The 12,149-nt window shown below is 66.1% G+C and carries 14 protein-coding genes; 9 read left to right on the top strand and 5 right to left on the bottom strand.

All coding sequences use genetic code 11. The features are described from left to right. Positions 1 to 323: 323 nt before the first annotated feature. From EDD25_RS08645 to EDD25_RS08630, 4 genes are all read right to left on the bottom strand, one after another. Positions 324 to 977 carry an IMPACT family protein gene (locus EDD25_RS08645; RefSeq protein ID WP_134172914.1) on the bottom strand — a complete coding sequence of 218 codons (654 nt, stop codon included), beginning with the start codon at positions 975 to 977 and terminating at the stop codon, positions 324 to 326. A 74-nt stretch (positions 978 to 1,051) separates the two neighbouring features. After that, positions 1,052 to 1,852, bottom strand: coding sequence for an HAD-IIA family hydrolase (locus EDD25_RS08640; protein WP_134172913.1), 801 nt, complete (start codon positions 1,850 to 1,852; stop codon positions 1,052 to 1,054). 30 nt (positions 1,853 to 1,882) lie between these two features. Next, positions 1,883 to 2,545 carry a metal-dependent transcriptional regulator gene (locus tag EDD25_RS08635; RefSeq protein ID WP_134172912.1) on the bottom strand — a complete coding sequence of 221 codons (663 nt, stop codon included), beginning with the start codon at positions 2,543 to 2,545 and terminating at the stop codon, positions 1,883 to 1,885. A gap of 25 nt (positions 2,546 to 2,570) precedes the next feature. Continuing rightward, positions 2,571 to 3,836, bottom strand: coding sequence for an Nramp family divalent metal transporter (locus EDD25_RS08630; protein ID WP_134172911.1), 1,266 nt, complete (start codon positions 3,834 to 3,836; stop codon positions 2,571 to 2,573). 69 nt (positions 3,837 to 3,905) lie between these two features. Here EDD25_RS08630 and EDD25_RS08625 point away from each other — a divergent pair, with 69 nt between their 5' ends. The 6 genes from EDD25_RS08625 to EDD25_RS08600 all read left to right on the top strand — a co-directional run bounded on the left by EDD25_RS08625 (position 3,906) and on the right by EDD25_RS08600 (position 9,176). Continuing rightward, a complete protein-coding gene (locus EDD25_RS08625) occupies positions 3,906 to 4,538 on the top strand; it encodes an RNA methyltransferase (protein ID WP_134172910.1) in 633 nt (210 codons plus the stop codon). Between the two features lie 287 nt (positions 4,539 to 4,825). After that, positions 4,826 to 5,200, top strand: a complete 375-nt coding sequence (locus EDD25_RS08620; RefSeq protein WP_134172909.1) for a hypothetical protein — start codon at positions 4,826 to 4,828, stop codon at positions 5,198 to 5,200. A gap of 118 nt (positions 5,201 to 5,318) precedes the next feature. Continuing rightward, on the top strand, positions 5,319 to 6,461 hold the full coding sequence (locus EDD25_RS08615) for a baeRF2 domain-containing protein (protein ID WP_134172908.1): 1,143 nt from the start codon (positions 5,319 to 5,321) through the stop codon (positions 6,459 to 6,461). Positions 6,462 to 6,641: 180 nt separating this feature from the next. Continuing rightward, on the top strand, positions 6,642 to 7,145 hold the full coding sequence (locus EDD25_RS08610) for a DUF3151 domain-containing protein (protein ID WP_422386807.1): 504 nt from the start codon (positions 6,642 to 6,644) through the stop codon (positions 7,143 to 7,145). Between the two features lie 2 nt (positions 7,146 to 7,147). After that, positions 7,148 to 8,434 (top strand): adenylosuccinate synthase, encoded by a 1,287-nt coding sequence (locus EDD25_RS08605; RefSeq protein ID WP_134172906.1) that lies wholly within the window; start codon positions 7,148 to 7,150, stop codon positions 8,432 to 8,434. Positions 8,435 to 8,519: 85 nt separating this feature from the next. Next, positions 8,520 to 9,176: a GNAT family N-acetyltransferase gene (locus EDD25_RS08600; RefSeq protein ID WP_134172905.1), complete on the top strand. Its 657-nt coding sequence runs from the start codon at positions 8,520 to 8,522 to the stop codon at positions 9,174 to 9,176. 51 nt (positions 9,177 to 9,227) lie between these two features. On the opposite strand, the gene EDD25_RS08595 is transcribed toward EDD25_RS08600, so the two are convergent. Then, a complete protein-coding gene (locus EDD25_RS08595) occupies positions 9,228 to 9,788 on the bottom strand; it encodes a GNAT family N-acetyltransferase (RefSeq protein WP_134172904.1) in 561 nt (186 codons plus the stop codon). A 47-nt stretch (positions 9,789 to 9,835) separates the two neighbouring features. Between EDD25_RS08595 and EDD25_RS08590 the strand changes: the two genes are divergently transcribed. From EDD25_RS08590 to EDD25_RS08580, 3 genes are read left to right on the top strand one after another with little or no spacing between them, the layout of a single operon-like run. Then, positions 9,836 to 10,798 (top strand): DMT family transporter, encoded by a 963-nt coding sequence (locus tag EDD25_RS08590; protein ID WP_241986578.1) that lies wholly within the window; start codon positions 9,836 to 9,838, stop codon positions 10,796 to 10,798. A 58-nt stretch (positions 10,799 to 10,856) separates the two neighbouring features. Continuing rightward, entirely contained in the window at positions 10,857 to 11,198 is a 342-nt protein-coding gene (locus EDD25_RS08585) for a chorismate mutase (protein ID WP_134172903.1), read from the top strand. Beyond that, positions 11,195 to 12,118 carry an SDR family NAD(P)-dependent oxidoreductase gene (locus EDD25_RS08580; RefSeq protein ID WP_134172902.1) on the top strand — a complete coding sequence of 308 codons (924 nt, stop codon included), beginning with the start codon at positions 11,195 to 11,197 and terminating at the stop codon, positions 12,116 to 12,118. Before EDD25_RS08585 ends, EDD25_RS08580 begins: the two co-directional genes overlap by 4 nt. Positions 12,119 to 12,149: the final 31 nt, after the last annotated feature.

The following is a 12,149-nucleotide window of genomic DNA, read 5'->3' as shown; positions in this document are numbered from 1 at the left end:
GAGCATGAGGACGGCGGCAGCCCTGCTGATTCCGCTGGACCACTCAGGCGCGTCGTCACTCCAACGTCGGCCGAGCGCGCTGCGTGATTACGGGTCCGAAACCTAGCCCCGGGAGCCCGTGAGAATGCAACAACCATGGGCACTCGAGGGTGCCCGAAGTCAGTCGAACAGGCTCGTGCACCGTCTCTGCGAGCGACCGCAGAGACGGTCGTCGCCGAATAAACGGTGAATGCATCAAATCTTACCCGCCCGCTGCGACAAGAAACCTTGATCAGACCATTTCAAGAAGACGTTATTCGGCACTTGAACCCAGGGTCCGACGATTACGGTTCGACGTCAACCCATTCGTGGCCGAGAGCCTCCAGCGCGGCCCCTCCGGCCGTGACCTGGGCGACAATCGCGGCGAGCCGCGCGGCATCATCATCGGCAATCCGGAGCACTGCGTCACGCCCATAGTCCGTTCCCAGGATGAGTACTCCGCGCTGGCGCAGTTCGGCCTCGATGCGTCCGGCATCCGCGTGGGACAGTGCGAGCGTGAACAGTTCGCGGCGTTCGCGCTCCACGACGAGCCCACGGGACTGGGCCGCGTCGATCGTGGTCAGAACGGCGTCCGAGTAGGCGCGTGCGAGGCCGCCCGCACCGAGCAGTGTGCCACCGAAGTAGCGGGTGACGACGGCCACACAATCGACGAATCCGCGGCCGGCCAGTGCCTCGAGCATGGGCCGACCCGCGGTTCCGGACGGTTCACCGTCGTCATTCGAACGACGTACCTGATCGGGAGTGCCGCTCGGCCCGAGCACGAATGCCGAACAGTGGTGGCGAGCACTCCAGTGTTCCTTGCGTGCGTCGTCGATCGCCCCGCGCGCGGCATCCTCCGTCTCGGCCCTGACCAGGCGGCAGAGAAAACGCGATCGTTTCACTTCGATCTCGGCGTCAACTCGGCTGCCGACGCCGCCGTGCACAGTGAGATCGGGCATGCTCCCAGTCTCGCGCATCCGCCTGCGACCAACGCACCGGCGGGGGCATCCCGTTGCTGGTAGCGATCGAACGGCTAGATCTCGTCGGACTCGATGAGCTCGGTGGAGAGTAGCTCGTGCACGCCCGCAAGAATTTCGCTCGGGCGGAACGGGTAGCGGGAGATCTCGGCCTCGTCGCTGATGCCCGTCATGACGAGGATCGTGTGCAGCCCGGCCTCGATGCCGGCCACAATATCGGTGTCCATACGGTCACCGATCATGGCCGTGTTCTCCGAGTGAGCGCCGATCTTGTTCATGGCGGAGCGGAACATCATGGGGTTGGGCTTGCCCACGATATACGGCTCTCGCCCGGTGGCCTTGGTGATGAGCGCGGCGATCGCACCCGTCGCCGGCATGGGGCCGTCGGCGCTCGGGCCCGTGGCATCCGGGTTGGTGGCGATGAAACGCGCCCCACCGAGAATCAGGCGAATGGCTTTCGTGATGGCCTCGAACGAGTAGTTGCGCGTCTCACCCACCACAACGAAGTCGGGGTTGGTCTCGGTCATCGTGAAACCGGCCTCGTGCAGCGCCGTGGTGAGACCCATCTCGCCAATGACGAAGGCGGTGCCGCCGGAAACCTGCGCCTGCAGAAAGTCCGCGGTGGCGAGGGCCGAGGTCCAGATACGGTCCTCCGGCACGTTGAGACCGGATGCTCGCAGCCGCGCACTCAGGTCGCGGGGCGTGTAAATGGAGTTGTTGGTCAGAACGAGGAAGGGCGTGCCGGTGTCCGTCCATTGCTGCAGCAGTGCGGCAGCGCCCGGCAGGGCAGCATTTTCATGCACGAGAACACCGTCCATGTCGGTGAGCCAGCATTCGATCTCTTCACGGCGAGCCATGCGGCGCTCCTGTCATTCGGGGCTTTCAGCCTAGCGGGGCAGCTCGGCATCCTGGGTGACCCAGATTGCGTCGCCCGCCAACGGTGTTACGCGCCGTGTGCGGCCGTCGGAGAATCGCAGGATCAGCGGCTCGAGCACGGTGACGCCGACGCCGGGGCCGATACCGTCAGCGGCCAGCTCCCGCAGCACGGCCGGGTCCCTGTCGCTGACTCGCAGAATGGTTCCCGAGTGCCCGGCGGCGGCTTCGGCGAGCAGGATGGCCTCCTGGCGCGGCGAGGAACCGTCGGCGAGCGGAATGGGGTCGCCGTGCGGGTCCCGTACCGGGTAGCCGAGGCGCGCGTTGATCGCTTCGAGCAGGCGGTCGGAGATTGAATGCTCGAGTACCTCGGCCTCCTCGTGCACCTGGTCCCAGGCGTAGCCCATCTCACGCACGAGCCAGGTTTCAATCACGCGATGGCGACGCACGACGGCAGTGGCACGCAACACGCCGGCATCCGTCAGCGTCAGCGGGCCGTAAGGGACGTGGGTGATGAGCCCGGCCGAGGCGAGCTTCTTCACCATTTCGGTGACGGATGACGGCGCCACGCCCAGCCGAGTGGCGAGCGCCTTCGGGGTGATCGGTTCGCTCTGCCATTCGGTGTGAGCGTAGATGGTTTTGAGGTAATCCTCGGAGGCCGGCGTGGTGTGCTTCATGACTGTCTCAGGGTACTCGTTCGGCTCAGGCCCCGGTGAAAACGAGAACGAGCAGCACCACGTTGAGTGCCACGAGGGCCAGGGAGCACAGCGCCCCGGCCACGGTGGTGAACCACCGGTTCGCAAAGGTGCCGAGAAGGCCGCGTTGGGCGGTGAGCCACACGAGCGGAATGAGCGCGAAGGGGATACCGAACGACAGCACGACCTGGCTGAGCACGAGGGCCTCGGTGGGATCGAACCCCACGCCCAGAATGAACAGGGCCGGGATGAGGGTGATGAGACGGCGCAGCAGCAGTGGAATCCGCACGTGCAGCAGGCCGGCCATGATCTCTGACCCCGCATACGCGCCGACCGACGTGGAGGCGAGGCCGGAGGCGAGCAGCCCGATCGCGAAGGCCGTGGCGACGGCGGCGCCCAGCGAGGTCTCGATGGCCGCGTAGGCACCCTGCAGGGTGTCGGTGCCCTCAACGCCTTGCAGGGCGGATGCCGCGAGCAGCAGGATCGCGAGATTGACGGTGCCGGCAATCACCATGGCGATCGTCACGTCCCACTTCGTCGCCCACAGCAGACGGCGAGTGGCCGTGGTGCCCTGCCACTCGGGGAAGCGGTCACGGGCCAGGGAGGAGTGCGCGTAAATAGCGTGCGGCATGATCGTCGCACCGAGGATGGAGGCGGCCAGGAGTACCGAGTTGGAGCCTTCGAAACGCGGGACGAGGCCGCCCAGCACCTGGCCGGCATCGGGCGGGGAAAGAAAGACACCCACCGTGAATCCCACGGTGATAATGAGCATGAGGGCCACGATGACGCGTTCGAAGACCTTGGGGCCGCGTCGGGTGTGCACCACGAGCACGACCATGGAGATGGTTCCGGTGATGATGCCGCCCACGATGAGGGGAAGACCGAAGAGCAGGTAGAGGGCCACGGCGCCGCCGATGATCTCGGCGAGGTCGGTGGCCATCGCCACCAGTTCCGCCTGGATCCAGTAGAGCCGGCGCGCGAGCGGTCTTTTCATGCGCAGGCCGAGAATTTCGGGCAGGCTCTGGCCGGTGACGATGCCGAGCTTCGCGGAGAGGTACTGGATGAGCCAGGCCATGACATTACCGGCCACCACCACCCACACGAGCAGGTAGCCGTAGCGGGCACCGGCGGTCATGTTGCTGGCCACGTTGCCGGGATCGAGGTACGCAACCCCGGCCACGAGCGCCGGGCCGAGCAGCCAGAGCAGGCGTGACGAGGCCACGGTCGTGGGCGTCATTGCCCGGTCGCGTCGCGGCGCCTCGGTGTTCGTCATACCGAAACCATAGCGAATATTTCGGGTAACCGAAAATCGCTCGAACGCGGTGTGCGATAAAGTGAAGCAGTGAGTACGCCAGCAGAAAACCCCACGAACGAGCTCTCGACCTACGGAGTCGGACCGTGGCAGGGGGAGTGGCCCTCCGAATCGCGTTACGACGCGGAACTCCTGGAGCGCGGCGACACCCGTAACGTGATCGACCGTTACCGCTACTGGCTCATGGAAGCGATTGTCGCCGACCTCGACGAGCACCGGCATCCGTTTCACGTCGCCATTGAGAACTGGCAGCACGACATGAACATCGGCTCGATCGTGCGCAGCGCCAACGCATTCGCCGCGGACACCGTGCACATCATCGGACGCAAACGCTGGAACAAGCGCGGGGCCATGGTGACCGACCGCTACCAGCATGTGATGCACCATCCCGACGTGGCCACATTCGTTGAGTGGGCGAGCGGCGAGAGCCTGCCGATCATCGCTGTCGACAATGTTCCCGGCTCGGTCATTATCGAGACATACCGGTTCCCGGAGCGTTGCGTGCTGTTGTTCGGACAGGAGGGCCCCGGCCTCTCGGAGGCCGCGGTCGCCTCGGCCGACGCCATCGTGGAGATCAGCCAGTTCGGCTCCACCCGGTCGCTCAACGCCTCGGCAGCTGCCGCCGTCACGATGCACAATTGGGTACTGCAGCACCACTTCTGAAGCGTGAGCGGCACGTCGGGCACCTGGCCCTGAACGGGGTCGATCAGTCACCCGCGCCCTATCTGACAGCGTTCTGCCCTCGTGTTTCACCAGGCTTCGGTCCAGTTCAAGGGCTCGCCCGCAACGTGTGCAGGCTAGCTTCACTCGTTTCCCAACGGCAATCCGTCCACAACGGGGGAAGCATGATCAAACAGCACGTGGTCAGTCGCGTTCCGCAATCGATACTCGGGACGGGCCGCAGCAAAAGTTCTGCCCCATCGGCTCGCCGCAGGGGCTACCGTGTGGACATGACTTCGATCACTGATGATCTGCCCGCCCGACTGCTGCATGAAGAACACGAGGGGTGGCAGGCCCTTGTGGCCGGTCAGGGCGCTGAATATTTTCAGCGTTCAATGACGCCAGATGGCCTGTTGATCCTGCCCGGCGCCATCATCGGCCGCGACGACCTCACCGGAGCGATCCTGGACCTCGCGGCGTGCGATGACTACCAGGTGCACAAGCCGGCAGTGGTTCGCCTGGGCGAGCACGCCGGAATCGTCGTGTCCCGGGTCGTGGTGCGCCGCGGCGAGCACCTGCACGAGTACTTCGTGTCGACCACGTATGTGTTCGACGAAGATGGCGGCGGATGGTGCATCGCGGCCCAGCAGCGCACGCCCTCCTAGGAATTTCCTGGAGCCCCGCAACCCCGCCACGGGGGTGTGAGCTGCGCCCCGAAGGGGTTGTCAATGTGGCCACTCCGGCCTAGGTTCTCACTACTGGCGACAGCGGAAGGGACTGGCAATGGCTGATTTTGGAAATGAGGGGATGGCGGACCTGTACCGCCGACCCGGCGAAACGTCGACGGTGTACGCCGACGTGAGTCAGGACGCGAGCGATCCGCGGCGTACCTCGACGCTCCGGCAACGCACGGTGGCCGAGGCTCTCTCCCAGGCGGGCGCCCCGGTCGAAAACGTGGCCGCGATCGAGGCGATCCTCGAGCAGCCGCACGGTATCGGCGGTCCGGTCAGCCGCCTCATCGTAGCCAGGGAGGGCGTGGTCGAGCTCAGCGAACTGCTGCCGGGGGAGCCGCTGGCCGAACTCATTGTGGGGCACGGCGCTGTACCCCAGCTGGCCCCGCTGCTGATCCAGCGACCGCGGGATGTCACGTACGTGGTGGCGGAGGTCGGTCGTGACGGCGGCGAAATCCGACTGGCCCGCCTGAGTCGAGCGACAGCGATCGCCGAGCAATCCGTTGCCGGAGAGACCGAGTTCATCACCAAGGTGCACGGTGAGGACAATTTTCTCGCCAACGGTCGCTACCAGCACCACACCGAAGAGATCTGGAAGCGCAATGAAGCCCTCGTCGCATCCGCTCTCGATGCCATCGTGCGGGACAGTGGCGCCGAACTCATCGTGCTGACCGGGGACGTTCGTGCTCGCCAGCTGCTCGTCGACCAGATCGCGCCGGCGACGCGGGAGATCCTCACCGAGCTGCCGGCCAACACCCGGTCCAGCGGGGCTACGAACGAGGTGTTGCAGCAAGAACTCGAGCGGCACATCGCGTCGATTCTCGCGCATGACGAATATGGTGCGCTCGAACGGATCGCCGCGGGAGCCGGCCGGGAAGACGGCCTCGCCGAGACCGATTTTTGGGGTGTCCTACGGTCGTTGCAGCACGCCCAGGTCGACGTTCTCGTGGTGGCGCCCGACGCCATGCCGGTCGACGAACTCATCGCCCTCGACCGCGAACCGTGGGTGGCCGCGCCGACGGACGACACGCTGGGTGCCACGTCTCTCGGCCCGGTGCCGGCGGTCGACGCCCTGCTGCGCGCGGCGATACTGACCGACGCCCGTGTTGTCGTCGTGTCGCCGGACGAGCTGCCCAAAAGATCGAGCGCCGCGGCGCTGCTGCGCTGGCCAACCGTGTCGAGTGCGACCGATTGATCCTGCTCGGGCCGGCCGCCATGCGGTGACCGGCTTGAGGTCGCGAATGAGTCTGTCAGGGCGTGCAGGCCGCAGAAGCCCCCGTGCCCGGATCAGCAAGACCGAATCCTCGGCGCGCGCGATATCCATCCCGCCGACCCTCGTCACGCGGCCGTCAACCGCGCCGCGATAGTATCTAGTGTGACCGGCGAAAACTTGCTCGACCAGCCCGCGACCCTTCTTCCTGTGGAAGCGGAGGTGCTCGCCTTGCTCGATCGAACCCCAACGGCAGATATTGCCGCCGTGGCATGGGCGCATCCGACCTCCTCCCTGGCCTGGGCCGAGCTCGCTGACGCGGCGCACGCCGCGGGGCACGTGCTTGAGTCCTACGCTTTCGCCCGCGTGGGCTACCACCGCGGCCTCGACGCCCTGCGCCGAGCCGGTTGGAAGGGACACGGTCCGATCCCGTGGAGCCACGAACCCAACCGTGGGGTGCTGCGCGCGCTCTTCGCCCTGCGCCTGGCGGCTGCGGAGATCGGGGAGAACGACGAGGTCACTCGGCTGACGGCCTTTCTCATGGATGCTGACCCCACCGCCATCGAGAGCATCGATGCCGCGCTGGCAGCTGCGGGGGCGCCCGACGTCAATCCCGGGTCCGATCCGGCGCCGCCAACAGAAGCTTTTGTTATCCGAGGAGAGAACTAGATATGCCAGCGATCGTTTTGATCGGCGCCCAGTGGGGCGACGAGGGTAAAGGCAAGGCCACAGATCTGCTCGGCAGCCGCGTCGACTATGTCGTCAAATTCAACGGCGGTAACAATGCGGGACACACCGTCGTGGTCGGCGACGAGAAGTACGCGCTGCACCTGTTGCCCTCCGGGATCCTGAGCCCCGGCGTCACCCCGGTCATCGCCAACGGTGTTGTCGTCGACATTGAGGTGCTCTTCGAAGAACTCGACGCTCTCAGCGAGCGGGGCGTCGATGTCTCCCGTCTCAAGGTGAGCGCCAACGCCCACCTCATCACGCAGTTCCACCGCACACTCGACAAGGTCACCGAGCGTTTCCTCGGCAAGCGGCAGATCGGCACGACCGGCCGTGGGATCGGTCCGGCGTATGCCGACAAGATCAACCGCGTGGGTATCCGGGTACAGGACCTGTTTGACGAGAACATTCTGCGTCAGAAGATCGAGGGCGCCCTCAGCCAGAAGAACCACCTGCTCGTGAAGGTCTACAATCGTCGCGCGATCGACGTTGAGGAAATCGTGGAGGAGCTGCTCAGCTATGCCGAGCGCCTGCGTCCCATGGTCGCCGATACCGCGCTGCTGCTGCACCAGGCGCTCGACGCCGGTAAGACGGTGCTGTTCGAGGGTGGCCAGGCCACAATGCTCGACGTCGACCACGGAACATACCCCTTCGTCACGTCGTCGAACGCCACGTCCGGTGGTGCCGTTACCGGTTCCGGTGTCGCGCCCAACCGCATCGACCGCGTCATCGCCGTGGTCAAGGCCTACACGACCCGCGTCGGCGCCGGCCCGTTCCCGACGGAGCTTTTTGACGACTCCGGTGAGTTCCTGCGCTCCAAGGGCTTCGAATTCGGCACGACCACGGGTCGCCCGCGTCGCACCGGCTGGTACGACGCCCCCATCGCGCGCTACACGGCCCGCATCAACGGTGTCACCGACTTCGTGCTCACCAAGCTCGATGTGCTCACCGGACTGGACACCATCCCGGTCTGCGTTGCCTACTTGGTTGACGGCGTACGCGTCGACGAGGTGCCCGTCTCGCAGTCCGACTTCCACCACGCGACGCCCATTTACGAGCAGTTCCAGGGCTGGACCGAAGACATCACCGGAGTGCGCAACTTCGACGACCTCCCGCAGGCCGCTCAGGACTACGTGCTCACACTCGAGTCCATCAGCGGTGCGCGCATTTCCGCCATCGGCGTTGGCCCCGACCGCGAAGCGATTGTGGTGCGTCACGACCTGATCGACTAGGTCGCGTTCAACGACGGGCCCACATCCCTCTTCGGAGTCGGGATGGGGGCCATCGCTTTGCCCCGGCAGCTGGCACACTGGTGTCGTGACCGCTGTACGCCCGCCTTTTACCACCCTCCGGGGTTGCTTCGTTCAGCTGCAACCGCTCAGCAGCGCCGCGCTCCCCGAACTCCACCGCGCCATTGCGCACCGCGCCGTGTTCGAGTCCGGCTACGGCGGCGGCCTTGCCGCCCTCCGCACGAATGCCGATGCTTTCATCACCTGGGCGCGGGACTACTTTCAGTGGGAGAGCCTGCCCTACGTGGTGCGATTACTCGGCGGAATCAACGACGGCGACCTCGTGGGCACCACGACGCTCGGCGACCTTGACCTCGTCAACGAGAGCGCCCAGCTCGGCTGGACCGCGTATGACCCACGGGTCTGGGGAACCGCCGTGAACACCGAGTGCAAGCTTCTTCTGCTCACCGAAGCCTTCCGCAACGACTTCGGGCGCATCACAATCCAGGCCGACTCAATCAATACGCGCTCACGAGAAGCCATCGAGGGCATTGGCGCCACCTTCGAGGGTGTGCTCCGCCGCAACCGAGTGCGCGCGGATGGCAGCTGGCGGGACACTGCCATGTACTCGATCCTGGTCAACGAGTGGCCCGACGTGCGTGCGAGGCTCCAGGCCCGAGTGGGCGCCTATCCCTCGCGCTCGATCACCTACCGAAGCGTCCGGCGCGACGACCCCGCGCGTTAGAGCCGATCCGGGCAGCCGTTCCTCGCGCCGGGCGCAACGAACGCTCGGCGCCTATCGCGGTACAGGCATCCGCTCGCCCAGGATTCTTTGGAAGAGCAGGTGGTCGCGCCACTCGCCGGCGATCTTGAGGTATTCGGGGGCCATCCCGATCTGCGTGAACCCGACGCGGCGCAACACGCGCTGAGAGCCCGCGTTGTGCAGCAGGGTGCTGGCTTCGATGCGGTGCAGGCCGAGAGTGCCCTGCGCCTGTTCGAGAGTATGCGCCAGGGCGGCGGATGCGAGGCCACTGCCGGTGTGTTCCCCATCGATGAAATACCCGACGCTGGCGCTCTGCAACGGACCGCGCACAATTCGCGACAGAGTGACGCGGCCCACGACACGATCGCACTCCCAGAGCGCCAGGGGAAGGCCGACCCCGGTGGCGAGTTCCTCAAGCTGAAAGGCCAGCATTGTCGTCTGGGCTTCCACGGTGAAGAAGGATTCGAGCCGGGCCGGCTCCCACGGCGCGAGGTGCTCGCGATTGCGAACGTAGGCGTGCAGCAGCGCAGCGGCATCTCCCTCCCTGAGCGTTCGGAGGGTCACGGTGGCGGACAGCTGAACGAAGTCGGGCATCCATCGATGCTAACCCCGGTGTTCGAGGCGCACGATAGTCTCGTGACGTGAGCCACACCTCCTCCAGCAAGACCATCGTCGGCCTGCAATTCCTGGGCATGGGTGTCGTTTGGGGGGCCAGTTTCCTATTCATGAAGGTAGCCCTCGACGGCGTCTCCTTCGGGCAGGTGGCCTGGTCGCGGCTCGTCCTCGGCGGCCTGACCCTGGGCGTGATACTGCTCATCCGGCGCCCGCGGGTGAACGGCGGCCCGGTGCTGCCGCGTGAGCCGGTGGTGTGGCTGCACTTTCTGGTGATCGCCATCACCGGATGCCTCGTGCCGCACCTGCTGTTCGCGTGGGCCGAGCAGTACGTCTCGTCGAGCCTCGCGAGCATCTACAACGCGGTGACGCCGATCATGACGGCGCTCATGGCCTCCTTCGCCTTCCGGGTGGAAAGCCTCGTTCGCGGGCAGGTGGTTGGCGTGATCATTGGAATTCTCGGCGTGGTCGTGATCATCGGACCATGGCAATACGACGCACTCACGGGCGATCTGTGGGGCCAGCTTGCGTGCCTCGGCGCGGCCGTGTGTTACGGCTTCACGTTCGGCTATACCCGCAGGTTTCTCAGCGGGCGCCCCATCGTCGGCAGCACGTTCGCCTTCTTGAACATTGGTCTGGCGGGCGCGCTCATGCTGCTGCTGACGCCGGTGCTCGCCTGGCACCCCGTGCAGCTCAGCTGGCCGATCGTGCTGAGTCTGCTCACCCTCGGGGCGCTCGGCACCGGCCTCGCCTACATCTGGCACATTAACGTGCTGCGCGCCTGGGGCCCCACGACCACCTCCATGGTCACCTACGTCACGCCGGTGGTGGGCGTGCTGCTCGGCGTGGTCGTGCTTTCCGAAACGTTCTCCTGGCACCAACCGGCCGGAGCCGTGCTCGTGCTCTTCGGCATCCTGCTGACCCAGAAGCGGCTGCGCCTCGGTCTGCCCGTGCGCCGCCCGGATCCGGCGGTGCTCGCCCCCTTGCCGTGACCGTTCGCCGCAGGCGCCGGGGCAAAGCCGATCAACACCTATGCATTATCGTCAAAGCATGGCCGTTAACGAGGAAATACCCGCTGACGCGGGACAAGACGCGATTGACCAGTTGCACAGCATTCGCGAGAGCATCGACAACATCGACGCCGCGCTTATTCATCTGCTCGCGGAGCGCTTCAAATTCACCCAGCAGGTGGGTCGGCTCAAGGCCGTTCACGGGCTGCCGCCCGCCGACCCCGGGCGCGAACTGGAACAGATCGACCGGCTGCGTAACCTGGCCGTCGAGGCACACCTCGACCCCGCCTTCGCGGAGAAGTTCCTCAACTTCGTGATCGCCGAGGTCATCCACCACCATGTGCGGCTCGCCGGCGGCTCCGCCGCTCCCGCCACCCCATGAGCTGGAACCCGCGCGTGCTGCCCACCCAGGTGGGCAAGACATTCGTGGTCACCGGCGCCAACGCGGGCCTCGGCTACTTCACGAGCGAGCAGCTCGCGAGCACGGGCGCCCACGTGGTGCTCGCCTGCCGCAATGAAGCGCGAGCGCAGACGGCGATGACGGCCATTCGCTCGCGCGTGCCCGGGGCATCCGTTTCGACGATGGTGCTCGACGTGGCCGACCTGGAGTCCGTGCGTACCGCCGCGGAGAGGCTGCGTGCCCTTCCGCGCGTGGACGGGCTCATCCTCAACGCCGGCATCGTGCACCCCTCGGCCGACCGGCTGGTGAGCCTCGACGGCCACGAGCTCATTCTCGCCACCAACTTTCTCGGTCACTTCGCGCTCACCGCCGGCGCCCTGCCCGCCCTGCGACGAACGCCGGGCAGCAGAGTCGTGTCGCTGGGGTCGATGATCTCTCGGCTGATGGATTCCTCCCTTGAGGACCTGCAGCTCGCCACCACGTACAACGGTTGGAAGGCCTACGCCCAGTCGAAGATTGCCATGCAGGTGTTCGGTTTCGAGCTTGACCGTCGGTTGCGCGCGGCGGGTGCCGGCGCCGTGCAGTCGCTCGTGGCGCATCCCGGTTATTCCATCTCCGGCCTGACCCCCACCGTGCCGGGAATCAACGAGATCACACCCGTCAAACGCGTCATCGACGGGCTGCAACGGCTGGTGGGCGCGCAGGGTAAACAACACGGCGCGTGGCCCATCGTGCGGGCGGCGATCGACCCGGATGCCCACGGCGGCGACTACTTCGGCCCGCGTTTCCTCACCCGCGGTGCACCCACGCTTCAGGCGGCCACCCGCACGTCGCGTGATCGTGGCGTGGCTGCAAAACTGTGGGAACGGGCCGAGACGCTCATCGAGGAACCCGTGCTCTAAGCCGCCTGCAGGGACTGGACCGGTCGGCCCA

This window comes from Cryobacterium psychrophilum (genome assembly GCF_004365915.1).
Lineage (GTDB): Bacteria > Actinomycetota > Actinomycetes > Actinomycetales > Microbacteriaceae > Cryobacterium > Cryobacterium psychrophilum.
Note: the sequence above shows the minus strand (reverse complement) of the source record. Positions and strands in the feature narration are given on the sequence as shown.